The organism is Delftia sp. UME58 (assembly GCF_014170385.1).
Lineage (GTDB): Bacteria > Pseudomonadota > Gammaproteobacteria > Burkholderiales > Burkholderiaceae_C > Comamonas > Comamonas acidovorans.
On sequence record NZ_LZZV01000096.1, the window covers coordinates 155,250 to 179,501 of the forward strand.

20 protein-coding genes are annotated in these 24,252 nt (G+C 68.4%); 16 read left to right on the plus strand and 4 right to left on the minus strand.

Annotated elements, in window-relative coordinates:
* The first annotated feature begins 5 nt into the window (after positions 1-5).
* From tam to A9976_RS23795, 6 genes are all read left to right on the plus strand, one after another.
* Positions 6-812 (plus strand): trans-aconitate 2-methyltransferase, encoded by an 807-nt coding sequence (gene tam, locus A9976_RS23770; RefSeq protein WP_183021032.1) that lies wholly within the window; start codon positions 6-8, stop codon positions 810-812.
* Complete coding sequence (locus A9976_RS23775; RefSeq protein WP_183021033.1) at positions 809-1,828, plus strand: CoA ester lyase; 1,020 nt, start codon at positions 809-811, stop codon at positions 1,826-1,828. Before tam ends, A9976_RS23775 begins: the two co-directional genes overlap by 4 nt.
* Before the next feature lie 31 nt (positions 1,829-1,859).
* Positions 1,860-2,441, plus strand: coding sequence for a hypothetical protein (locus A9976_RS23780; protein ID WP_183021034.1), 582 nt, complete (start codon positions 1,860-1,862; stop codon positions 2,439-2,441).
* Positions 2,442-2,504: 63 nt separating this feature from the next.
* Complete coding sequence (acnB, locus tag A9976_RS23785) at positions 2,505-5,096, plus strand: bifunctional aconitate hydratase 2/2-methylisocitrate dehydratase (protein ID WP_183021035.1); 2,592 nt, start codon at positions 2,505-2,507, stop codon at positions 5,094-5,096.
* A gap of 147 nt (positions 5,097-5,243) precedes the next feature.
* Positions 5,244-5,495, plus strand: a complete 252-nt coding sequence (locus A9976_RS23790) for an antitoxin (protein ID WP_183021036.1) — start codon at positions 5,244-5,246, stop codon at positions 5,493-5,495.
* Entirely contained in the window at positions 5,492-5,803 is a 312-nt protein-coding gene (locus A9976_RS23795) for a type II toxin-antitoxin system RelE/ParE family toxin (RefSeq protein WP_183021037.1), read from the plus strand. The genes A9976_RS23790 and A9976_RS23795 overlap by 4 nt, the downstream gene beginning before the upstream one ends.
* Positions 5,804-5,863: 60 nt before the next feature.
* Here A9976_RS23795 and A9976_RS23800 read toward each other — a convergent pair whose 3' ends face one another.
* Positions 5,864-6,682, minus strand: a complete 819-nt coding sequence (locus tag A9976_RS23800; RefSeq protein WP_183021038.1) for a helix-turn-helix domain-containing protein — start codon at positions 6,680-6,682, stop codon at positions 5,864-5,866.
* A gap of 131 nt (positions 6,683-6,813) precedes the next feature.
* On the opposite strand from A9976_RS23800, the gene A9976_RS23805 reads away from it, so the two are divergent.
* The 3 genes from A9976_RS23805 to A9976_RS23815 all read left to right on the plus strand — a co-directional run bounded on the left by A9976_RS23805 (position 6,814) and on the right by A9976_RS23815 (position 10,782).
* Positions 6,814-7,236, plus strand: coding sequence for a hypothetical protein (locus tag A9976_RS23805; RefSeq protein ID WP_183021039.1), 423 nt, complete (start codon positions 6,814-6,816; stop codon positions 7,234-7,236).
* 55 nt (positions 7,237-7,291) lie between these two features.
* Positions 7,292-7,729: a hypothetical protein gene (locus A9976_RS23810; protein WP_183021040.1), complete on the plus strand. Its 438-nt coding sequence runs from the start codon at positions 7,292-7,294 to the stop codon at positions 7,727-7,729.
* A 176-nt stretch (positions 7,730-7,905) separates the two neighbouring features.
* Positions 7,906-10,782 (plus strand): aconitate hydratase, encoded by a 2,877-nt coding sequence (locus A9976_RS23815; protein ID WP_183021041.1) that lies wholly within the window; start codon positions 7,906-7,908, stop codon positions 10,780-10,782.
* A gap of 142 nt (positions 10,783-10,924) precedes the next feature.
* Here A9976_RS23815 and A9976_RS23820 read toward each other — a convergent pair whose 3' ends face one another.
* Positions 10,925-11,824: a LysR family transcriptional regulator gene (locus tag A9976_RS23820; protein ID WP_183021042.1), complete on the minus strand. Its 900-nt coding sequence runs from the start codon at positions 11,822-11,824 to the stop codon at positions 10,925-10,927.
* 136 nt (positions 11,825-11,960) lie between these two features.
* Between A9976_RS23820 and A9976_RS23825 the strand changes: the two genes are divergently transcribed.
* The 3 genes from A9976_RS23825 (at position 11,961) to A9976_RS23835 (ending at position 15,879) form a co-directional block, all read left to right on the plus strand.
* Positions 11,961-13,664 carry an acyl-CoA dehydrogenase family protein gene (locus A9976_RS23825; RefSeq protein ID WP_183021043.1) on the plus strand — a complete coding sequence of 568 codons (1,704 nt, stop codon included), beginning with the start codon at positions 11,961-11,963 and terminating at the stop codon, positions 13,662-13,664.
* A 75-nt stretch (positions 13,665-13,739) separates the two neighbouring features.
* Positions 13,740-14,744, plus strand: coding sequence for a tripartite tricarboxylate transporter substrate binding protein (locus A9976_RS23830; protein ID WP_047218602.1), 1,005 nt, complete (start codon positions 13,740-13,742; stop codon positions 14,742-14,744).
* Between the two features lie 13 nt (positions 14,745-14,757).
* Positions 14,758-15,879 carry a CaiB/BaiF CoA-transferase family protein gene (locus tag A9976_RS23835; protein WP_183021044.1) on the plus strand — a complete coding sequence of 374 codons (1,122 nt, stop codon included), beginning with the start codon at positions 14,758-14,760 and terminating at the stop codon, positions 15,877-15,879.
* A gap of 14 nt (positions 15,880-15,893) precedes the next feature.
* Here A9976_RS23835 and A9976_RS23840 read toward each other — a convergent pair whose 3' ends face one another.
* Together A9976_RS23840 and A9976_RS23845 are read right to left on the minus strand one after the other, a co-directional pair.
* A complete protein-coding gene (locus tag A9976_RS23840) occupies positions 15,894-17,549 on the minus strand; it encodes a GDYXXLXY domain-containing protein (protein ID WP_183021045.1) in 1,656 nt (551 codons plus the stop codon).
* Positions 17,546-18,517, minus strand: coding sequence for a DUF2157 domain-containing protein (locus A9976_RS23845; protein WP_034398293.1), 972 nt, complete (start codon positions 18,515-18,517; stop codon positions 17,546-17,548). The genes A9976_RS23840 and A9976_RS23845 overlap by 4 nt, the downstream gene beginning before the upstream one ends.
* Positions 18,518-18,830: 313 nt before the next feature.
* On the opposite strand from A9976_RS23845, the gene A9976_RS23850 reads away from it, so the two are divergent.
* The 4 genes from A9976_RS23850 to A9976_RS23865 all read left to right on the plus strand — a co-directional run bounded on the left by A9976_RS23850 (position 18,831) and on the right by A9976_RS23865 (position 24,143).
* Entirely contained in the window at positions 18,831-19,364 is a 534-nt protein-coding gene (locus A9976_RS23850; RefSeq protein WP_183021046.1) for a hypothetical protein, read from the plus strand.
* Between the two features lie 136 nt (positions 19,365-19,500).
* Positions 19,501-20,970, plus strand: a complete 1,470-nt coding sequence (gene ccoG / locus A9976_RS23855; RefSeq protein WP_013803420.1) for a cytochrome c oxidase accessory protein CcoG — start codon at positions 19,501-19,503, stop codon at positions 20,968-20,970.
* A gap of 245 nt (positions 20,971-21,215) precedes the next feature.
* Positions 21,216-23,069 carry a dihydroxy-acid dehydratase gene (locus A9976_RS23860; protein ID WP_183021047.1) on the plus strand — a complete coding sequence of 618 codons (1,854 nt, stop codon included), beginning with the start codon at positions 21,216-21,218 and terminating at the stop codon, positions 23,067-23,069.
* An 81-nt stretch (positions 23,070-23,150) separates the two neighbouring features.
* The gene (locus A9976_RS23865; RefSeq protein ID WP_183021048.1) at positions 23,151-24,143 is read left to right on the plus strand and encodes a Bug family tripartite tricarboxylate transporter substrate binding protein; all 993 of its coding nucleotides are present in this window, start codon (positions 23,151-23,153) and stop codon (positions 24,141-24,143) included.
* The last annotated feature ends 109 nt before the right edge of the window (positions 24,144-24,252 follow it).

The following is a 24,252-nucleotide window of genomic DNA, read 5'->3' on the forward strand; positions in this document are numbered from 1 at the left end:
AAGCCATGCTCGACTGGAATCCCGCGCTATACCTGCGTTTCGCCAATGAGCGTACGCGCCCCGCAGCCGAGCTGCTGGCGCGCGTGCCCTTGGCCCAGGCCCGCCATGTGGTGGACCTGGGATGCGGGCCGGGCAATTCCACCGAGCTGCTTGCACAGCGCTATGCCGGTGCCACGATCACCGGCATAGACAACTCCCAGGCGATGCTGGCCACCGCGCGCCAGCATCTGCCTGAGGCCCGCTTCGTGCTGGCCGACATTGCTTCCTGGACGCCCGCCCCCGGCGAGGGCGCTCCCGACCTGATTTATGCCAATGCCTCCCTCCAGTGGGTGGGAGAGCATGAAACGCTGATACCCCGCCTGTTCGCCCAGCTGGCGCCAGGGGGCGTGCTGGCGATACAGATGCCCGACAACCGGCAGGAAGCCACGCACCGCGTGATGCGCGAGATCGCCAGCCTGCCCAAGTTCGCCGCCTACATCGGCGACGCCGCCAAGGTGCGTGCCGACATCCTGCCCATCCGCAGCTACTACGACCTGCTGGCCGGCCCGCAGGAGCAGGCCGGGGTCGAGGCCGGCGCCGTCGATGTCTGGCACACCGTCTACCAGCATCCGATGGACTCGGCCGGCGCCATCGTCCAGTGGCTGCGCGGCACCGGCCTCAAGCCCTTCGTCGAGGGCCTGCCCGAAGCCCTGCAGGCCGACTTCCTCACCGAATACGAAAACCGCGTGGACGCCGCCTACGGCGTGCGCGCCGACGGCCGGCGCCTGCTGGCCTTCCCCCGCCTGTTCATCGTCGCCCAGCGCAAGCCATGACCGCCGCCACGTCCACTCCCTCTCGCGCACACCCGGCCCAGGTGCTGCTCGATGCGCAGGGCGGTGCCCTGCACCTGCCCGTCTGCGACCACTACAGCGGCGTGGAAGCGCGCATGCGCAAGAGCCTGCAGCTGCAGGCCGAGATGATGGCCGAGTTCGGCACCTGCGTGTTCGACGTCACGCTGGACTGCGAGGACGGCGCCCCCGTGGGCCAGGAGGCGGCCCATGCGCGCCTGGTGGCCTCGCTGGCGCGCGATGCCGCGCCCGGTGCCCGCGTGGCTGCGCGCGTGCATGCCGTGGACCACGCCAGCTTCGCGCAGGACCTGGACATCATCGTCGGCGAGGCCGGCGACCGCCTGTGCCACCTCATGCTGCCCAAGGTGGAAAGCGTGGACGACGTGCTGCTGGCCGAGCGGCATCTGGGCCGCCTGGGCTGCCGCGAACTGCCGCTGCATGTGCTCATCGAGTCGCCCGCCGCCGTGCACCGCGCCTTCGACATTGCCGCGCATCCGCGCGTGCAGAGCATTTCCTTCGGCCTGATGGACTTCGTCTCGGCCCATGGCGGTGCCATCCCCGCCTCGGCCATGGGCTCGGCCGGCCAGTTCGACCATCCGCTGGTGGTTCGCGCCAAGCTGGAGATCGCAGCCGCCTGCCATGCGCACGGCAAGGTGCCTTCGCACTGCGTGGTCACCGAATTCAGGAATCCACAGGCGCTGCAGGCCGCTGCCACGCAGGCGTCACGGCGGCTCGGCTATACCCGCATGTGGAGCATCCACCCGGACCAGATCCGCCCCATCCTGGCCGCCTTCGCGCCCCAGGCCGACGAAGTGGCGCAGGCCGCACAAATACTTACCGCCGCCGAGGCCGCCGACTGGGCGCCCGTCAGCGTGGATGGTGTATTACATGACCGGGCGAGCTACCGCTATTTCTGGCAGTTGCTCACACGTGCCCACCAGACCGGCCAGGCGCTGCCCGCACAGGTGCAGCCCTGGTTTGCATCAGAATCACTTGCTTAGCCCATATGGGGAATTTGCAGGAGCCCAACGCATGAAGACAGTTATCGCCTCCATCCTGATCGCAGCCCCCTTGATGGCCATTGGCCAGGGTGCCAGCGCTGCCGAACCCGCCAAGAAGGCGCCGGCCAAGGCCGCCGCCAAGCCTGCGGCCAAGAAGGCTCCCGCCAAGAAGGCCACCACGGCCAAGGCCGCTGCCGGCGCTGCCGCCGTCGGCGGTGCGGCCGCCGTCGCAACGGCCGCCCAGCAGCCGCTGTCCGCCGAGGACCTGGCCATTTCCGAGCGCGTGCACACCGGCCGCATCCCCTGCGAGCTGGGCGCCTTCGTCAATGTGACGGCCGACCAGGCCAACCCTGGTTACTTCAACATCGACGGCAAGGGCTTCAAGTACCACATGTCGCCCGTCAAGACCTCGACCGGCACCGTGCGCCTGGAAGACAAGCATGCGGGCGCCGTCTGGCTGCAGATCGCCAACAAATCGATGCTCATGAACCAGAAGGTCGGCCAGCGCCTGGCCGACGAATGCATGAGCCCCGATCAGCTTCAGGTGGCCGAGGCCATCAAGAAGAACCCGCCTCCCAGCCTGCTGGAAGCACCCAAGCCCGCTGGCCAGTAATCCAGGCCCGGACCTGAGCGTCCCGCAAGCAGCCCCACTTTAGAAAACCATGGAGAGAGAATCATGTTGAAAGCCTACCGTGACCACGTGGCCGAACGCGCCGCGCTCGGTATCCCCCCGCTGCCGCTGGAAGCCAAGCAGGTCGCCGAGCTGATCGAGCTGATCAAGAACCCGCCCGCTGGCGAGGATGCCTTCCTGCTCGACCTGCTCACGCACCGCGTTCCTCCGGGCGTGGACGATGCCGCCAAGGTCAAGGCCAGCTTCCTGGCAGCCGTGGCCCACGGCGACATCCAGGTGGCTCTCATCTCCAAGGCCAAGGCCACCGAGCTGCTGGGCACCATGGTGGGCGGCTACAACGTGCATCCCCTGATCGAGCTGCTGGACGACGCCGAAGTCGCCGGCGTGGCCGCCGATGCGCTGAAGAAGACGCTGCTGATGTTCGACTTCTTCAACGACGTGGCCACCAAGGCCAAGGCCGGCAACGCCAAGGCCCAGGAAGTCATGAAGAGCTGGGCCGAGGCCGAGTGGTTCACCTCGCGCCCCGAAGTGGACAGGAAGATCACCGTCACCGTCTTCAAGGTGCCCGGCGAGACCAACACCGACGACCTGTCGCCCGCGCCCGATGCCTGGAGCCGTCCGGACATCCCGCTGCACTACCTGGCCATGCTCAAGAACACCCGTCCCGACGCGGCCTTCAAGCCCGAGGAAGACGGCAAGCGCGGCCCGATGCAGTTCATCGACGACCTCAAGAAGAAGGGCCACCTGGTCGCCTACGTGGGCGACGTGGTCGGCACCGGCTCCTCGCGCAAGTCGGCCACCAACTCCATCGTCTGGGCCACGGGCCAGGACATCCCCTTCGTGCCCAACAAGCGCTTCGGCGGCGTGACCCTGGGCGGCAAGATCGCTCCCATCTTCTTCAACACGCAGGAAGATTCGGGCTCGCTGCCCATCGAAGTCGATGTCACCAAGCTGGAGATGGGCGACGTCATCGACGTGCTGCCCTATGACGGCAAGCTGGTCAAGAACGGCGAAACCGTCGCCGAGTTCCAGCTCAAGAGCGACGTGCTGTTCGACGAAGTGCGCGCCGGCGGCCGCATCAACCTGATCATCGGCCGCTCGCTGACCGCCAAGGCCCGCGAATTCCTGGGCCTGTCCGCATCCACCGTGTTCCGCCTGCCCCAGGCGCCCGCTGCTTCGAACGCCGGCTTCACGCTGGCCCAGAAGATGGTCGGCCGCGCCGTCGGCCTGCCGGAAGGCCAGGGCGTGCGCCCCGGTACCTACTGCGAGCCGCGCATGACCACCGTGGGTTCGCAGGACACCACCGGCCCCATGACCCGCGACGAGCTCAAGGACCTGGCCTGCCTCGGCTTCTCGGCCGACATGGTCATGCAGTCCTTCTGCCACACGGCCGCCTACCCCAAGCCCGTGGACGTCAAGACGCACCGCGAGCTGCCTGCCTTCATCAGCAACCGCGGCGGCGTGGCCCTGCGTCCCGGTGACGGCGTGATCCACTCCTGGCTCAACCGCCTGCTGCTGCCCGACACCGTGGGCACGGGCGGCGACTCGCACACGCGCTTCCCCATCGGCATCTCCTTCCCCGCAGGTTCCGGCCTGGTGGCCTTCGGTGCCGCCACGGGCGTGATGCCCCTGGACATGCCCGAGTCCGTGCTCGTGCGCTTCAAGGGCGAGATGCAGCCCGGCGTCACCCTGCGTGACCTGGTGCATGCCATTCCCCTGTACGCCATCAAGGCAGGCGCACTGACCGTGGCCAAGGCCGGCAAGAAGAACATCTTCTCGGGCCGCATCCTGGAAATCGAAGGTCTGCCCGACCTGAAGGTGGAACAGGCCTTCGAGCTGTCCGACGCCTCGGCCGAGCGCTCGGCTGCCGGCTGCACGATCAAGCTCAACCCCGAGCCGATCAAGGAGTACCTGACCTCGAACATCGTTCTGATGAAGAACATGATCGCCGACGGCTACGCCGACGCCAAGACGCTGCAGCGCCGCATCGAGAAGGTCGAAGCCTGGCTGGCCAAGCCCGACCTGCTCGAAGCCGACAAGGACGCCGAATACGCTGCCGTGTTCGAGATCGACCTGGCCGACATCAAGGAACCCATCGTCTGCTGCCCCAACGATCCCGATGACGCCAAGTTCCTGTCCGAAGTGGCCGGCACCAAGATCGATGAAGCCTTCATCGGTTCGTGCATGACCAACATCGGCCACTTCCGCGCAGCAGCCAAGCTGCTGGGCGGCCAGCGTGACATCCCCGTCAAGCTGTGGGTGGCACCGCCCACCAAGATGGACCAGAACGAGCTGATCAAGGAAGGCCATTACGCCGCCTTCGGCACGGCCGGTGCACGCACCGAAATGCCGGGCTGCTCGCTGTGCATGGGCAACCAGGCCCAGGTCCGCGAAGGCGCGACGGTGATCTCCACCTCGACCCGCAACTTCCCCAACCGCCTGGGCAAGAACACCAACGTGTTCCTGGGCTCGGCCGAGCTGGCCGCCATCGCATCGCGCCTGGGCAAGCTGCCCACCAAGGAGGAGTACCTCAAGGAAATGGGCGTGATCGATGCCGACAAGTCCAGCGTCTACCGCTACATGAACTTCGACCAGATCGAAGAGTACGCGGACGTGGCCAAGGGCGTGAGCGCCTGAGTCCGGCCTGATCCGGCTCCATGAGCAAAGCCCGCTTCGGCGGGCTTTGTCTTTTGCGATGGAACTGTCTGGGAGTCTGGCATGTCCGCAAGCATGCTTTTGACCATGTGCTAACGTGGAAACCAAGTGAACCAGTGGAGCTTCGCCATGAGCCGCCTGACCATCGACATGACCCCGCAGCAGCACCAAAGCCTCCAGGCGTCTGCCGCTTTGCAGGGCAAAACGATCGAGCAATACACGCTTGAGCGGCTGTTTCCCGGCGACGCGGATGCCGGTCAGGCGTGGCAGGAACTGGCGGCCGTGCTGGGAGAGCGCATCAATGAAGGACTTGCTGGCAAGGTCTCCGGCAAGAGCATTGGAGAGATTCTTGATGAAGAGCTGGGCCAGGGGCGGCGTTGAGACATTACCGGCTCACCGCTGCGGCAGAGGCCGACCTGCGCGGCATCATCCGCCATACGCGCAGGCAATGGGGCGATGAACAGGTAAGGCAATACATCAGTGCATTGGAGCGTGGGATTGCCGGCCTGGTGGCAGGAAAGGCTGGCGTCAAGGACCTCGGCGAAGTCTTCCCCGGCTTGCGCGTGGCCCGTTGCGAACATCACCATGTGTTTTGCCTGCTGCGCGAAGATGCGCCCGCCTTGGTGGTCGCCATACTGCACGAACGCATGGATTTGATGGCGCGGCTTGCCGACAGGCTCAAGCCTTGAGACGGCGCACGCGGGAGTCTCTGTGGGAGGTCCGCTTAGGTGGACTTCCTGCCTTTTGGATCAATTCGCCTTCCTCAACCGCCCCAGCACCTCCTGCGTCTGCGCATCCGCCGGAAAGAACGACTCCACGGCCAGTTCCTGCAGCGTCACATCCACCGGGGTGCCGAAGATGGTGATGGTGCTGATGAAGCTCAGGCGGCCATGGTCGGTGTCCAGCGCGAAGGGCACGGCGATGTGGCTGTCAGGTGCTGCGCCATGCGAGTCCGCTCCATCTTCCTTGAACGGGTAGGCGGCAATCTCGTCGTGCAGCGCCTGCAGCCGCGTGTCCGACGTGGCGGCAATCTGCTGCTGCAGGCGGTGCAGCAGATGCGCGCGCCAATGGGCTGCATTGACCAGGCGCGGGCCCAGGCCTTCGGGGTGCAGGCTCAGGCGCAGTACATTGACGGGCGGCTGCACCAGCCAGGGCGCCACGTCGGCCAGCAGCAGCGGCACGATGGCGTTGGCGGCCACCAGGTTCCAGTGCCGGTCCACGGCCAGGGCGGGATTGGGTTCATGGCCCTTGAGCACCAGGTCCACGGCCTGGCGCGCGGCGGCCAGTTCAGGGTGGTCCAGCGGCCGGGCCTGGTACATGGGCGCGTAGCCTGCGGCCACCAGCAGGGCATTGCGCTCGCGCAGCGGCACGCCCAGGCGCTCCGCCAGGCGCAGCACCATCTCGCGGCTGGGCTGGGCGCGGCCGGTTTCCACATAGCTCAGGTGGCGCGTGGAGATCTCGGCCTCCAGCGCCAGGCCTTGCTGGCTCAGGCGGCGGTGCAGGCGCCAGTGGCGCAGATGCTCCCCGAAGGGCGAGCGCGCGGACGGTGGATGGGCGGTGGAGGTCATGGTCCGCATCGTAGCTGCGGGGCTGGCGTGGCGGCCATGACCTGCGAGGTTATCGACCCTGTGCAGCCTGCGGCGGACGATGCAGTCCATGGCATGCACGGTGTGTGCCTGTTGCTCTCAAGGAGTTCGCCATGTCGATGTTCGCTTCCCCCCGTTTCCTGCCCCGTGTGATGTGGGCCGATGCTGCTTCCTGCGCCGCCTCGGGCGCCCTGCAACTGGTGGCGGGGCGGCCGCTGTCGGATGTGACGGGGCTGCCCCTGGCGCTGTTGCAGTGGACGGGGTGGTTCCTGCTGGGCTATGCGCTGCTGGCTGCGTGGATGGCGGCGCGCTCGCCTGTGCCGCGCCGGTTGATCGGGCTGGTCGTTGTCGGGAATCTCGGGTGGGCCGTGGCCTGTGTGGCGCTGCTGTCCCTTGGTGGGCTGGGGCTGTCTGCCTGGGGCGTGGCGTGGGTGCTGGCGCAGGCTTTGGTGGTTGTCGTGTTTGCCGAGCTGCAGTGGACCGGGCTGCGGCGCACGCGTGGCGCGGCGGGAGTCGTACGGGCCGCCATGTCCTGAGTGACGTGCCGAGCGAATGGCACGGCCCGTTGAGAACCATCCCCGAGGAGTTTGCATGTCCCTGTTTTCCCCTTCCCCTTCCCATGCCCGTGCCCGTTTCCTGTCGCGCACCCTGTGGGCCGATGCCATCTGCTGCGCCGCTGCGGGTGCGGTGCAACTGGCCTTTGCGCAGCCGCTGGCCGTTTCCACAGGCTTGCCGCAGGCGCTGCTGCTGGGCACGGGGTGCTTTTTGCTGGCATGGGCCTGCGTGGCTGGCTGGGGCGCGCGCCGCATGCCGCGCAGCAGGGGGCTGGTGGCGCTTGCCGTGTTCGGCAACTTCGGCTGGGCCTTGGGCTGCGGGATTGTGCTGTACAGCGGCGTGCTGGATCTTGCTCCCGCAGGCTGGGCATGGGTGCTGGGCCAGGCGGCCATCGGCGTGGCGCTGGGCGATGTGCAGTGCGCGGTGTTGTGGCGCAGCAGGGCTTCTCTGGCCGGTTCGATGACAACGCCGTGAAAGCCGGCCGCTTTTGCTGCGCGGACAGCGTTGTCCGTGTGTGACTATCGCCAATGGACCACAGCATCAGCGGGCACTTCTGGGCACAATGGAAATCAGAGTCTTGGTACATGCCCAGCAGCCCGGAAAAGGCGGCGTGCATGTGCCTTCCCAGAGTTTCATCCAGGAGTCTCACGATGCGCCACGAATATGAAAACACCCTCAAGTCCTTTGCTGCGGCGGGGGGCAAGAAGGGCAAGTTCTTCTCCCTGCCTGAACTGGCAAGGCAGTATCCGCAAATCCGGCGATTGCCCGTGTCGCTGCGCATCGTGCTGGAGTCCGTGCTGCGCAACTGCGATGGCAACAAGGTGACGCGCGAGCATGTGGAGCAACTGGCGAACTGGAAGCCCCAGGCCGAGCGCGTGGACGAGATCCCCTTCGTGGTATCGCGCGTGGTGCTGCAGGATTTCACGGGCGTGCCCCTGCTGGCCGACCTGGCCGCCATGCGCAGCACGGCCGCCAGGCTGGGCAAGAAGCCCAAGTCCATCGAGCCGCTGGTGCCCGTGGACCTGGTGGTGGACCACTCCATCATGGTGGACTACTTCGGCACCAAGAAGGCGCTGGACCTGAACATGAAGCTGGAGTTCCAGCGCAACAAGGAGCGCTACCAGTTCATGAAGTGGGGCATGCAGGCCTTCGACACCTTCGGCGTGGTGCCTCCGGGCTTCGGCATCGTCCACCAGGTGAACCTGGAGTACCTGGCGCGCGGCGTGCACAAGACCAAGGACGGCGTGCACTACCCCGACACCCTGGTGGGCACGGACAGCCACACGACCATGATCAACGGCATCGGCGTGGTGGGCTGGGGCGTGGGCGGCATCGAGGCCGAGGCCGCCATGCTGGGCCAGCCCGTGTACTTCCTCACGCCCGATGTGGTGGGCTTCGAGCTGTCGGGCCAGCTGCGCGAGGGCGTGACGGCCACCGACCTGGTGCTGTCGGTGACCGAGATCCTGCGCCGCGAGAAGGTGGTGGGCAAGTTCGTGGAGTTCTTCGGCGAAGGCACGCGCACCCTGGCGCTGCCCGACCGCGCCACCATCGGCAACATGGCGCCCGAGTACGGCGCCACCATGGGCTTTTTCCCTGTCGATGAAAAGACCATCGACTACTTCAGGGGCACGGGCCGCAGCAAGGCCGAGATCGAGGCCTTCGAGGGCTATTTCCGCGCACAGGAACTGTTCGGCGTGCCGGCCGCCGGCGAGATCGACTACTCGCATGTGGTGCGCCTGGACCTGGGCACGGTGGCGCCCAGCCTGGCCGGACCCAAGCGCCCGCAGGACCGCATCGAGCTGGGCAATGTGTCGTCCAAGTTCGATGAGCTGTTCAGTGCCCCTGCGGCGCACAACGGGTTCAACCAGCCTATCGAACGGCTGGGCCGGAGCTTTCGCGTAGGCGGTGGCGGCGAGGGCGAGGTGGCGCCCGAGACGCCGGCCCATCCGCCCGGCGCGCAGCGCTCGCTGGCCGAGATGGAGGCCAACAAGCCCAAGCTGGAGGCCGCCCACAGCGAGGCGCCGGTCGAGGTGCCCACGCCGCCCAAGCGCCTGAGCATCGCCAACGGGGACGTCCTGATCGCCGCCATCACCAGCTGCACCAACACCTCCAACCCCAGCGTGATGCTGGCCGCCGGCCTGCTGGCCAAGAAGGCGGTGAAGGCCGGGCTCACGGTGCAGCCGCACATCAAGACCTCTCTGGCGCCGGGCTCGCGCGTGGTGACCGAGTATTTGACCGAAGCCGGCCTGCTGCCCTACCTGGAAAAGCTGGGATTTGCGCTGGCCGGCTACGGCTGCACCACCTGCATCGGCAACGCGGGCGACCTCACGCCGGAGCTCAACGAGGCCATCACCAGCAACGACCTGGTCTGCGCGGCCGTGCTGTCGGGCAACCGCAACTTCGAGGCGCGCATCCACCCCAACATCAAGGCCAATTTCCTGGCCAGCCCGCCCCTGGTCGTGGCCTATGCCATTGCCGGCACGGTGCGCCGCGACCTGATGACCGAGCCCGTGGGCCAGGGCAAGAACGGCCGTGACATCTACCTGGGCGACATCTGGCCGACCAGCGAAGAGATCCATGCGCTGATGAAGTACGCCATGAACGGCAAGGCCTTCCGCGAGAACTACGAGAAGGTGCGTTCCGAGCCCGGCAAGCTCTGGGAAAAGATCCACGGCGTGACGGGCGCCACCTATACCTGGCCCGAGAGCACCTACATTGCCGAGCCGCCGTTCTTCGATGATTTCCGTCTCCAGCTCGACGCGCCTGCAGCCGGTGCCGAAGGCTCCAACCCCTACGTGGTGCACGGCGCGCGCGTGATGGCGCTGTTCGGCGACTCCATCACCACCGACCACATCTCGCCGGCCGGCTCCATCAAGGAAAGCTCGCCCGCAGGCCAGTGGCTGCTGGCCCACGGCGTGCAAAAGGCCGACTTCAACAGCTACGGCTCGCGGCGCGGCAACCATGAGGTGATGATGCGCGGCACCTTTGCCAACGTGCGCATCAAGAACCTGATGATTCCGGCGCAGGCCGATGGCTCGCGCGAGGAGGGCGGCCTGACGCTGTACCGCGACGGCACGGGCCAGGTCACCAAGATGCCCATCTACGACGCAGCCATGAAGTACCAGGCCGAGGGCCGCGCCACCGTGATCTTCGCAGGCGAGGAATACGGCACGGGATCGAGCCGCGACTGGGCCGCCAAGGGCACGCAGCTGCTGGGCATCAAGGCCGTGGTGGCGCGCAGCTTCGAGCGCATCCACCGTTCCAACCTGGTGGGCATGGGCGTGCTGCCGCTGCAGTTCCTGGGTACGGACAGCTGGCAGACCCTGGGCCTGACGGGCGAGGAGTTCGTGGAAGTGATTCCCGCCGCCGACCTGGCGCCGCAAAGCGAGGCCCAACTGGTGATCACGCGTGCCGATGGCAGCAAGCAGACCGTGGTGGTCAAGCTGCGCATCGATACGCCCATCGAGGTGGACTACTACCGGCACGGCGGCATCCTGCCGTACGTTCTCAGGCAGCTCCTGGAATGAAGTTGGAAACCCCCTGAGCCGCTATGCGGCTTCCCCCTGGAAGGGGGACGACACCCTGGCGGCGGGGCGGCTCTTGCTCGGTGTCCCTCGCTTTTGGGCCACGCCAGTTTTGGACATAGTGAACTGAGCAAGGGGGTGGCGTTTATGGCTGCTGCCCCAGCCTGCCCACGCTGTCGCGCAGGTGGGCCAGCAGCGATTCGACCAGGGGCTGCACATGGCCCGGGTGCCACATGGCCTGCATCTGCGACTGCGCGTGGCGGCCCTGGATGGGCACGAAGGCCAGCCCCGGAAAGCCCACGCGCTGCAGGCAGGCCGGTACCAGGGACACGCCCTGACGCAGCGAAACCAGGGACAGCACCGACAGCCAGTGCCGCACCTCGTGGTGCAGGTCGGGCGTGAAGCCCTCGCTCTGGCATATCTGCCAGATCTGCTGGTGGTAGTCGGGCGAGACCTGGCGCGAGAACAGCACCATGCGCTCGCCCGCCAGCTGGCGCACCTGCAGCTTGCGCAGTCCGGCCAGCGCGTGGCTGTCCGGCAGGCAGGCCATGAACGGCTCGCTCACCAGGGTGTGTGATTGCAGGCCGGGCGCGGGGCGCGTGGCGTGCAGCAGGCCCAGGTCCAGCCGCTCCTGCTGCAGGGAGGCGATCTGCTCTGCGCTGTTGAGCTCCAGCATGTCGATGCGCACCAGCGGGTGCCGGGTGCGAAAGCTCTCCAGCGCCTCGGGCAGCCCGCGGTAGATGGCCGAACCCACAAAGCCCAGCCGGATGCGGCCCTGCACACCGTCGGCGATGGCGCGCATGTCCTGGCGCACGCGCTGGGCCTGTTCCATGATGTCCTGGGCCTGCACGCGCAGGTGCTTGCCGGCGGCCGTGAGCCGCACCTCCTTGCTGGTGCGCTCGAACAGCTGGGCGCCCAACTCTTCCTCCAGCTGGCGGATGGCCACGCTCAGCGGCGGCTGGGAGATGGACAGGCGCTGGGCTGCGCGGCTGAAGTGCAGCTCCTCGGCCAGCACCAGAAAGTACCTCAGTTGTCTCAGCTCCATGGTGTTCTATCCGGTTTGACTATTGATCAATACGTTATCGATATTTGACTCGAATAGGACTGTTTCCAAGAATGGGGGCATCCCCAAGACCCGGAGCCCATGCGCCCGGGCCCGGTTCCCGCACAGGAGACAGACCATGAACCCCGAACCGCAGGCGCTGGCCGCCATGCAGTCTTCCCCCGCCCAGGCTTTCCAGGCCGTGCCCGACCGCCACGGCAGCAACCTGTACACCACCGATTCGCAGTTGCAGCCGCTGCTGGCGCTGTACCTGCCGCCCGAGGTGAACGCGCACCTGCAGCCCCATCTGGAGCGCATGGGCGCGCTGGCCGGCCGCGAGATCGATGAATGGGCGCTGACCGCCGACCGCAACCCGCCCGAGCTGGAGCACCGCGACCGCACGGGGCGCGATGCGCAGCGCATCGTCAAGCATCCGGCCTATGTGGAGATGGAGCGCGTGGCCTATGGCGAGTTCGGCCTGGCCGTCATGTCGCACCGCACGGGCGTGCTGGGCTGGGATGGCAAGCTGCCGCCGCTGGCCAAGTACGCGCTGACCTATCTGTTCGTGCAGGCCGAGTTCGGCCTGTGCTGCCCGCTGTCCATGACGGACTCGCTGGCGCGCACGCTGCGCAAGTACGGCGAGCCGGCCCTGGTCGAAAAGTACTGGCCGCGCATGACGCAGCTGCGCTTCGAGGACCAGGCCCAGGGCGCCATGTTCATGACCGAGCAGGCGGCCGGCTCGGACATCTCCAACACCCAGACGCTGGCCCGCCCGGCCGCCGACGGCAGCTGGCGCCTGTCGGGCGACAAGTGGTTCTGCTCCAACCCCGATGCCGACTTCGCCATGGTGCTGGCGCGCGTGGAAGGCGCGCCGGCGGGCATGAAGGGCATCTCGCTGTTCCTGCTGCCGCGCCGGCTCGATGACGGCTCGGCCAACCACTACCGCATCGTGCGCCTCAAGCACAAGCTGGGCACGCGTTCCATGGCCAGCGGCGAGATCGTGCTCGACGGCGCCGTCGCCTACCTGGTGGGCGAGCAGGGCCGGGGCTTCGTGCAGATGGCCGACATGGTGAACAACTCGCGCCTGTCCAACGGCGTGCGCTCGGCCGGCCTGATGCGCCGCGCCGTGGCCGAGGCCGAGTACGTGGCGCGCGAGCGCCGCGCCTTCGGCAAGGCCCTGCAGGACATGCCGCTGATGCAGCGCCAGCTCGACAAGCTGCGCATCTACTCCGAGCAGGCCCGCACCATGGTGCTGCAGACGGCCCAGGCGCTGCAGCGTTCGGACGCAGGCGAAGACGGCGCCTACGCGCTGCTGCGCATCCTCACGCCCATGATCAAGTTCCGCGCCTGCCGCGACGCGCGCAAGGTCACGGGCGACGCCATGGAAGTGCGCGGCGGATGCGGCTACATCGAGGAGTGGAGCGATCCGCGCCTGGTGCGCGACTCCCACCTGGGATCGATCTGGGAAGGCACCAGCAACATCGTGGCGCTGGACGTGATCCGCGCCATCAAGCGCGAAGGCTCGCTGCCCGTGCTGCGCGACCACGCGGCCCAGCTGCTGGCCCAGACCGAGGCGGCCACGGACTTCAAGGCCGCGCTGTCGGCCAGCATGGACAAGGCTGCGGCCCTGGCCCTGCGCGCGGCCGAGGAGGGCGGTGACCGCCTGGCGCGCGCTGCCGCCTCGGGCCTGTACCACTGCTTCACGGCCACGGCCATGGCCTGGGAGGCCTCTTGCACACGCAGTGCCGAACGCATGCGCTGGGCCCAGCTGGTGCTGCTGCACCGCGTGCTGCCGCGCGACCCGCTGGCGGCAGGCGACCTGCCCGAAGGCTGGACACGCTGAGCCCATCGACCGCACCGATCCAGAACACACATCCCGTCCACAGGGATGAACGCACAAGTACCGGAGACAAACACCATGCCTTGCACTGACCCTAAGCCGTCCTTCCAGAAACGCCGATTCCTGTGGGCCTGTGCGCTCGCCGCCACCGCCGCGCTGCCGGCCGCCGCACTGGCCGAGCGCTTTCCCGAGCGGCCCATCAGCTTCGTCGTTCCCTTCCCGCCCGGCGGGCCCACGGACGCCATGGCCCGCACGCTGGCGATATCGCTGACCGAGACGCTGGGCCAGAGCGTGATCGTGGAGAACAAGGCCGGTGCGGGCGGCAACATCGGCGCCGACTTCGTGGCCCGCGCCAGGCCCGACGGCTACACCATCATGTTCGGCACCTCGGGGCCGCTGGCCATCAACAAGCACCTGTACCGCAAGATCAACTACGACCCGCAGACCAGCTTCGCGCCCATCATCCGCGTGGGCCACCTGCCCAATGTGCTGGTGGTCAACCCGGCGACCAAGGCCACCACCGTGCAGGAGCTGATTGCGCAGGACAAGGCCAAGCCGGGCAGCCTGGACTATGCGTCCTCGGGCAACGGTGCCTCCTCGCACCTGGCCGGCGTGCTGTTCAACAAGATGGCCGGCACCTCGCTGCAGCACATCCCGTACAAGGGCACGGGCCCGGCGCTCAACGACCTGCTGGCGGGGCAGGTGAACATGACCTTCACCGACATCCTGACGGCCATGCCCTACATCAAGGCCGGCAAGTTCAAGGCCATCGGCGTGGCCACGGAAAAACGCTCCCAGGCCATGCCCGACATCCCCACCATCGCCGAGCAGGGCCTGCCCGGCTATGACGTGAGCGTGTTCTTCGGCGTGGTGGCACCGGCCGGCACGCCGGCCGACCGCATCGAGACGCTGAACGCGGCCTTCCGCAAGGCCCTGGGCAGCGAGCGCATCCGCAAGACCTTTGCCGACCAGGGGCTGGAGCCGGCTTCCGATCTTTCGCCTGCGGGGCTGTCGACCTTCATCGCGCAGGAAGTGACCAAGTGGAAGGCCGTGGTCGATGCCTCCGGCGCCAAACTGGATTGAGGAAAGCACATCGATGACCACTTCCCATAGCATGGGTGCCCTCCAGGGCATCCGTGTCCTCGACCTCTCCCGCATTCTTGGCGGCCCGCTGTGCGGCCAGATCCTGGGCGACCACGGCGCCGACGTGCTCAAGGTGGAGCCGCCGCAGGGCGACGACACGCGCGCCTGGGGGCCGCCGTTCCAGGACGGTGTCTCTTCCTACTACCGCGGCCTGAACCGCAACAAGCGGCTGCAGTTCCTGGACCTGTCCCAGGCCGAAGGCCAGCAAGCCGTGCTGGCGCTGATGGAGCAGGCCGACGTGGTGGTGGAGAACTTCAAGATCGGCACCATGGAGAAATGGGGCATTGGCTGGGAGCAGGTGCGCGAGCGCTTTCCGCGCCTCATCTGGTGCCGCGTCAGCGGCTTCGGCGCCGATGGCCCGCTGGGCGCCTGGCCCGGCTATGACGCGGCCATCCAGGCCATGACGGGGCTGATGAGCGTCAACGGCGAGGCCGGCGGCGATCCGCTGCGCGTGGGCCTGCCCGTGGTGGACATGGTCACGGGCATGAACGGCGTCATCGGCGTGCTGCTGGCGCTGCAGGAGCGCCAGCGCAGCGGCCTGGGCCAGCTGGTGGATGTCTCGCTGTACGACAGCGGCATCTCGCTGCTGCACCCGCATGCGGGCAACTGGTTCATGAGCGGCAGGACGCCAGGGCGCTCGGGCAATGCCCATCCCAACATCTATCCCTACGACAGCTTTGCCACGGGCACCACGCCGGTCTTCCTGGCCGTGGGCAACGACCGCCAGTTCCGCCTGCTGTGCGAGCACCTGGGATGCCCGCAACTGGTGGCCGACGAACGCTTTGCCACGGCCGGCCAGCGTTCGCACCACCGCGATGCGCTCAAGCCGCTGCTGGAGCAGGCCCTGCAGGCCAGCGATGGTCCCGCCCTGGCCGATGCGCTGATGGCCATCGGCGTGCCCGCCGCGCCCGTGCTGGGCGTGGATGCGGCGCTCGACCACCCGCATACCCGGCACCGCGAGATGGTGGTGGAGATGGAGGGCGGCTACCGGGGCCTGGGCGCGCCCGTCAAGCTCAGCCGCACGCCGGCCAGCTACCGGCATGCGCCGCTGGCCGAGGGCGACAGTTTCGAGTGAGTTGCGTGGTGCGCTCAGGGGACGATGGGGCGCAGCTGCGCGTCGGCCATGCCCACCAGCAGCGCGCGCCCGTCGGGCTCCACGCGGAACTCGCCGTAGCGGGCCTGCTCCCAGCGTTGGCCATCGCCTTCGCGGAAGTACCAGGCATCCGTCACCAGTGTCCACCGGCCGCCGCGCGGGGTGAGTTCAAAGCGCTGCTCGCCGGGCGCCAGCGGCTCGTTGGCCGTGCCGGTGCGCAGCCACTGCACCACGCCCTGCTCATTGAGCTTGCCGATGGCGTAGAGGCGTCCGCCGCGCAGGTTCTCTTTCTCCACGTCCCTGTCCTCGGAAGGCAGGCGGAAGTTCAGGCGCATGTAGTCGCCCTGCATCAGGGAGCGCGGGTCCACCGGCGCCAGTTCCACGAACACCTTGCGGCCCTGGGCGATGGTGCGTTCCTTCTGCGCAATGCCGATATTGGCCACCGCCAGCGTGCAGGCCGCCGTCAGCACCACCAGCCACGGCGCCCAGCGCTGCAGGGGCGCGGCGCCCGATGCGGCGGCGGTCTCCGCGCTGCCTGGCAGGGCTGCCGCGCGCGGCCCTGCCCAGGACAGCAGGCCCAGCAAGGCGCCGCAGCCGGCCAGCACCAGGGCCTTGGTGGCCAGTGGCCAGGCCAGCTGGTAGTAGAAGCTGCCCACGATCCAGGCCGCAGCCAGGGCGGCCGCTGCGGCCTGCCGCCAGCGGCCGCTGGTGCCGGTCACCGCCAGCGCCAGCAGGCAGGCGCCCAGCCAGGGCAGGAAGGCACTCAGCACGGCCAGCACCACGGCAGCCACGGCGGCGCGCGGCTGCCGCAGCGTGGGCCATGCGCGCTGGGCGAACCAGGTGGCTGCCAGGGCCAGCACGGCCGAGCCGGCCTGCGTCAGAACGCCCATGGAGATGTTCGGGGCGGCTTCCTGCGCCAGCTCGCCCGCCAGGCCGCCGCCCAGCACGCCGGCCACCATGAAGCTCCTGCCGGACAGAAAGGCCAGGCCAGCCAGCACAGCCAGCAGCCAGCCCGTGGCAAAGGGCTCCAGCGCCGCCGCCATGCGGGTCTGTGCCGCAGACTGCCCCAGCGCGCGCCACTGGGCTGCCAGCAGCAGCATCCAGAGCAGCAGCGCCGCATGCACGATGACCCAGGTCGGCAGGCCTGCGTACAGGGTGGATGGATCGTCGTCCGGCCAGAGCATGGTGCAAAACAGCAGCGCGCAGGCGGCGCCCAGCAGCACGCGCAGCCAGGGCCTTGGAATGGCGGCCGTGCAGGCCAGCGCAATGGCCAGGCCTATCGCGCCCGCAGCCTGCCCCGACAGGTCGCGCGCCAGGCCAAAGCCCAGCAGGCCGGCGCCGGTCAGCATGGCAGGCAGGGCCAACTGCTCCAGGAAGACGGGCAGCTCCTCGGCGCGCAGCACGGCCACGGCTGCGGCCAGCATCATGGCGCCGATCACATAGGTGCCGGCGCCGCGCTCTATCCAGTCGGACAGGGCAAACGCAAACAGAATCAGCAAGGGGAGAAGGGCCAGCCAGGCGCCCAGCGCCGTGAGCAGCACCACCGCCCAATGGCGGTCGTTGGCGGCAGGGCGGCGGTCCTGCAAGGCGGCAGGCGGCAGGATGCCCTGGTCCACGGCCTGGCGCAGCAGGGTGTCGTGTTCGTGGCTCATTGAAGGCCTCCTTCCGCGTTGCGTGACATTCGAAGCACCAGGCTGACCGTGGCCGCCAGCAGGCACGCAGCGCCCAGGCCCACGAGCAGCAGCATGCCCGTGAAGTCCGCCCCCAGTTTCTCCAGCAGCAGGTAGACCAGGCCGCACACCAGCAGCACGTTCAGGCCCAGCGCCGCACCGCTGAGCAAAAAGATATCGAAATGCCTGCGCAGGCCCGCCAGCGCCGCCGCGCCTGCCAGCAGCACCAGCCCCAGCGGGTACTGCGGCGCCACCGTGCTGTGGAACAGCCCGCTGATGGCGGTGGAGGTGATCATCGCCAGCGCGAGCGCGCCCGCGCCGCGCAAGGCCCACAGCCCCGCGCCCGTGAAGCGCCGCAGGGCCGGTGCCATGACCGCGGTGACGGCAAGGGCGGCGCCCAGGGCCACGGCATGTACGCCCAGGTCGCGCGACTCCACCTCCCAGAACTGCGGCGTATGGGCCTGCGCCCACAGCGCAATGCCCGTCATGGCAACCACCACCCAGGGCACCCAGACGCCATCGCTGCGCGCCGCCAGGGCCAGCGGCAGGGTCAGCGCTGCCCACAGCGCAAACAGCTGCCAGGGGTCCGCTCCCGTCTGGTAGGTCTGCCCGAAAAAGGCGAACAGCGCACCCGTGCCCAGCAGCGCCAGCACCGACAGCGGCACGCGCGCCGCCGCGCGCCATGCCGCGCCAAGACACATCACGAGCACGAAGCCTTGCAGCAGGGCAAAGCGCTGCATGCGGCCCATGCTCTCCCAATTGGCGGCAATCCACAGCACGATGCCCAGCCCGCCCAGTGCCGCGCCCAGCAAGGCCACCACGGGCCACAGGCGGGTTCTGAGCGCAGCCGGTTCCTGCTCGAATCCCGCCAGTGCAAACAGCTGCACGGCGGCCTTGCGGTCCAGGCCATGTTGGCGGACAAGGTCATGCAATAGGGGGCGCAGGTTCATGGTGCGGACGTTCCTTGGCTTGAAGAGTCGGATGCCCGACTGTGCCAGAACCCCGCGTGCATGGATGGCGGCGCAGGACGGCATTCCGGCGAGCCGGGGGAGCCGTGGGAAGATCGCGGCCAGAGTCCTGCCATCCTCCTGCCATTGCTGCCTAGCCCAAACCTGCCGACATGCCTTTCCTGCCTGCCCCTTGCGCCGGTGCGCACCCGCACCCGCACCCGCACCCGCACCCGCACCCGCACCCGCACCCGCATCTGCACCCGCATCTGCATCTGCATCTGCGTCCGCACCCACAACCTGCAAGGCAGGCTCGATGAAACGCGGCGATGCGCTGGACGGGCAGATCGAGTGGCAGCCGGTCACGCGGCCTGCCGCCATCGCGCTGACGGCCTTTGCCGCCTGGATCATCTGGGGTCACTTCATCAGCCAGGGTCACTGGCTGCTGCTGCTGGACAACGCCAACCTGGCACTGCACGAGGCCGGGCATCCGCTGGTGGCCCTGTTCTCGCAGCATCTCTCGGTCTACGGCGGCACGCTGTTCCAGCTGCTGTTCCCGGCCCTGTTCATGCGCCATTTCCACAGGCAGGGCCAGCGCACGGGCTGGATTGCCGCGCTGATGTGGCTGGGAGAGAGCCTCATGAACGTGGCCCACTACATGAAGGATGCGCGCGCCCGGGTGCTGCCGCTGGTGGGCGGCGGCGACCATGACTGGACGGAGATCTTCAGCCGCTGGGGCGTGCTCCAGGCCGATGTGCGCATCGGCACGCTGACGGCGCTGCTGGGTCTGTGCCTGGTGCTGTGGGGGCTGCGGCTTGCCGTTGCGGCGCTGCGCTCGCCGCAGGCCTGACCCGCCATCTGATACGGTCGAATCCGCTGCATCTGCTGCTACCGCCAGGGCAGGGCGCTGGGCATAGTCCAGGCAGTCCCCGGCAATTCATGACAAGCCCGCATCAAGGGCGCACCGGCCGGGGCGAAGGCCCCGCATGTCAGAACGACCGAAACCGCTTCCCGATGAAACCGCCGCAGCCCCCCGGCCGCGGCCCGCGCCACGCAAGGTGATTCCCATCGCCGATGCCAGCGCGGACTCCCCGCTGTTCGAATCGCGCAGGAAGATCCAGCCGCGCTCCATCACGGGGCGCTTCACCCATTGGCGCTGGGCCATGGTCTGGCTCACGCAGCTGTTCTTCTATGGCATTCCCTGGCTGCAGATCCATGGCCGGCAGGCCCTGCTGTTCGACCTGGAGCAGCGGCGCTTCTACGTCTTCGGCTGGCTGCTGTATCCGCAGGACTTCATCTACCTGGCGGTGCTGCTCATCGTCTCGGCGCTGGCGCTGTTCCTGTTCACCACGGTGGCCGGGCGGCTGTGGTGCGGCTTTTCCTGCCCGCAGACGGTCTACACCGAGCTGTTCATGTGGGTGGAGCGCCGGCTGGAGGGCGACCGCAGCGCGCGGCTGCGATTGGACGGCAGCGGCTGGGGCGCGGAGAAGATCGCGCGGCGCGGCGGCAAGCATGCGCTGTGGCTGCTGATCTCGCTGTGGACGGGCCTGACCTTCGTGGGCTACTTCGTGCCCATCCGCAGCCTGCTGCCCGAGGTGCTGGCGCTGACCGGCGCATGGCAGATCTTCTGGGTGCTGTTCTATGCGCTGGCCACCTACGGCAACGCGGGCTTTCTGCGCGAGCAGGTCTGCAAGCACATGTGTCCCTATGCGCGCTTCCAGAGCGCCATGTTCGACAAGGACACCCTGGTCGTCACCTACGACACCGCACGCGGCGAATCGCGCGGCCCGCGCCACAAGGGGGTGGACTACCGGGCCCAGGGGCTTGGCGACTGCATCGACTGCACGCTGTGCGTGCAGGTCTGCCCGGTGGGCATCGACATACGCGACGGCCTGCAGTACGAATGCATCGGCTGCGGCCTGTGCATCGACGCCTGCAACAGCGTCATGGACCGCATGCACTACCCGCGCGGGCTGATCCGCCTGTCCACGCAGAACGGCGTGGCCCGGGGCTGGCGCCAGAGCGAGCTGGTGCGCCGCATCTTCCGCCCGCGCGTGCTCATCTACGGCACGGCGCTGGTGGCCATCTCCACGGCCATGGTGGCCAGCCTGGCGTTGCGCACGCCGCTGAAGGTGGACGTGGTGCGCGACCGGGGCACGCTGTCGCGCATCGTGGCCGGCGGCCAGATCGAGAACATCTACCGCGTGCAGATCGGCAATGCCACGGAGCAGGACCAGCGCTATGTGCTGTCGGCCTCGGGCATAGAGGGCCTGCGCGTGGCTTCGGAGACCGAGGTGGACGTGGGCGCGGCCCAGGACCGCTGGGTGGTCGTACGGCTGCAGGCTCCCTATGGCGCTGCCGGCCCTGGCTCGCACGGCGTGGAGATCACGGCCACGGCGGTGGGTGACCCGGCGCTTTCCAAGCAGGCGCACAGCACATTCCTGGTGCCGCGCTGAAGGGCCGGCTGGATGGATTGATTCAGGAGTACGGCGCAGTTGTTGTGCACGATGCCTGGTCCGCTGCAGCGTGGACTGGCATCGGTTTTGAGGCCCCGGAAGTTTGTTCCGGGGCCTTTTTTTCCGTCCATCTGGCGCCGAAGGGCGGCCCCCCAGGCGACTTCCGGGCGACACGCTCTGGTGTAAATGCTCATAGGGAAATCCGCAGACCCCGCTATGGTGGGCGGCTGTTTTCCGTCCCGCGTATGAACAAGAAACCTGCCTCCCCCGACAACGTCTTTTCCGAGTCCAGCGCCTCCGCATCGCTGGCCGCCCCCACCACCACAACCAGCACCACCGGCAGCAGCCCGGCAGCGGCCACGCCCACGCCCACGCCCTTTCGCTCCGCCCTGATCCGCTCCGGCACCATCCGTGCCACCACGCGCAGCTTCCTGCATGCCCTGGGCCAGGACGACGAGGACATGGAGCGCCCGCACATCGGCGTGTTCCACACGGGCGGGGAGATGAGCCCCTGCAACCTCAACCTGCGCGACCAGGCCCAGCATGCCAAGACCGGCATCTACGCCGGGGGCGGTACGCCGCATGAATGCCCGGTGGTGTCGGTCAGCGACGGGCTGACCATGGCGCATTCGGGCATGCGGTTTTCGCTGGTCTCGCGCGAGTTGATCGCCGACAGCGTGGAGGCTTCGGTGCGCGGCCACCAGTGGGATGGCATCTTCGCCATCGGCGCCTGCGACAAGAACCTGCCGGGGCTGATGATGGGCATGGTGCGCTGCAATGTGCCCAGCGTCTTCGTGCATGGCGGCTCGGCCCTGCCGGGACAGGCGCCCGGCGTGCACGGGCGCGACCTGAACGTGGTCGATACCTACGAGACCATCGGCCAGGTGCTGGCCGGCACGGCCACGGCGCAGGACCTGGAGGCCATGAGCCGCGCGTGCCTGCCCACGGCCGGCGCCTGCGCTGGCCAGTTCACGGCCAACACCATGGGCATGGTGAGCGAGGCGCTGGGGCTGGCGCCCATCGGCTCCAGCATGGTGCCCGCCGTGTTCAGCGAGCGCGCACCGCTGATGCGCCGCGCCGCGCGCCAGCTCATGCAGGCCGTGTGGGCCAGCGCCGAAGGCGGCGGCCCGCTGCCGCGCGACATCATCACGCGCCGGGCGCTGGAGAATGCCTGCGCCGTGGTCAGCGCCACGGGCGGGTCGACCAATGCCGCCCTGCACCTGCCGGCCATCGCGCATGAGGCCGGCATCCGCTTCCACCTGGACGACGTCGCCGAGATCTTCGCGCGCACGCCGCTGATCGCCGACCTGCGCCCCGGCGGGCGCTTCCTGGCGCGCGACGTGTACTACATCGGCGGCGCAGGCGTGATCCTGCGCACGCTGATGGAGCAGGGCTTTGTCCACGGCGATGCGCTCACCTTCACGGGCCGCACCCTGGCCGAAGAACTGGCCGATGCCGCGCTGCCCGATGGCGAGGTGGTGCGCGCGCCCGGCAACCCCATCACGCGCGACGGTGGCCTGACCGTGCTCAAGGGCAACCTCTGCCCCGATGGCGCGCTGCTCAAGACCGCCGGCCTCAAGACCCTGGCGCACCGGGGCCCGGCGCGCGTCTTCGAGTCCGAGGAACAGGCCCAGGCCGCCGTGCAGGCCATGCAGTACGCGGCCGGCGATGTCATCGTCATCCGCAACGAAGGCCCGCGCGGCAGCCCCGGCATGCGCGAGATGCTGGGCATCACGGCCTTGCTCTATGGCCAGGGCATGGGCGACAAGGTGGCCCTGCTGACCGATGGGCGCTTCTCTGGCGCCACGCGCGGCCTGTGCATCGGCTATGCAGGCCCCGAGGCTGCCGACAACGGCCCCATTGCCGCGCTGCGCGACGGCGACCTCATCGCCATCGACGCCCGCGCCGATGCGCGCAGCATCACGGTGGAAATCGGCGAGGCCGAACTGGCCGCACGTCTGGAACAATCAGCCGCCGCGCGCCGCCAGGCCCGGCCGCTGGGCGGCGTGCTGGAAAAATACGCGCTCACCGTGCGCCCGGCCCACCAGGGCGCGGTCACGCATTCGGGCCAGGTGGTCTGGCTGCGCGACGACAGTTGAAGCCGCCGGGCCGGCACGCATTTCCCCCGCTGTTCCCCCACAGTTTTTTTCAGAGTTTCAATTTCAACCGGAGACATACGCATGAACATCGACCGCCGCCAATGGCTGGGCACCGCTGGAGCGGGTGCGCTGCTGGCCAGCCTGGGCCAGCAGGCCTGGGCGCAGGCCCAGGGCCCCATCGAGACCCTGAACATCATCACCGGCTTCGCGGCCGGAGGCACCTCGGACGCCATCTGCCGCCGCGTGGGCACCAAGCTGTCGGGCTATGCCAAGACCTCGGTGGTGGAAAACCGCACCGGCGCGGGCGGGCAGATCGCCATCAGCTACGTCAAGGGCCGCCCCGCGGATGGCGCCACCCTGCTGCAGACGCCCACGTCCATGCTGTCCATCTACCCGCACATCTACAAGAAGCTGCCCTATGACCCGATCGCCGACCTGGCGCCGGTCACCGTGGGCTGCATCTTCGACTTCGGCTTTGCCGTCGGCCCCGCCGTGCCCGCCAGCGTGACCACGGTGCCCGAATTCTTCGCCTGGGCCAAGGCCAACCCCGCAGGCGCCAACTTCGGCTCGCCCGCGCCGGGCTCCACGCCCCACTTCATCGGCGCCCTGCTGGGCCAGCATGCGGGCGTGGACTTCAAGCACGCCGGCTACCGCGGCACCCAGCCGGCGCTGCTGGACATGCTGGGCGGCAACGTCTCCGCCGTCTGCGGCCCCGTGGGCGACATGCTGCAGCACCTGGCCGGCGGCAAGATGCGCATCCTGGGCGTCAGCGGCGCCAAGCGCAGCCGCTTCGCATCCCAGGTCCCCACGCTGGTGGAGCAGGGCTACAAGGACATGGCTCACAGCGAATGGTTCGCCTTCTTCGTGCCCGCCAAGACCCCCGCCGAGACCGTGAAGCGCCTGAACGGCCACATGCGCAAGGCGCTGGCCACGCCCGACGTGGTGGACAGCCTGGCCACCTTCGGCCTGGACGCCCAATCCTCCACCCCCGCCGAACTGGCCGCGCTGCTGCAGTCCGAACTCGCCAAATGGGGCCCCATCGTCAAGCGCGTGGGATTCACGGCAGAGGGCTGATCAAAACCAGCGGGCCGAGCGAAGCGAAGGCCCGAGTCAACTCCCCGCAACCGCCACGACGCAGGTTGCCCGCAGCGAAGCGGAGGGTCGCGGACATTCGGGTCGCCTT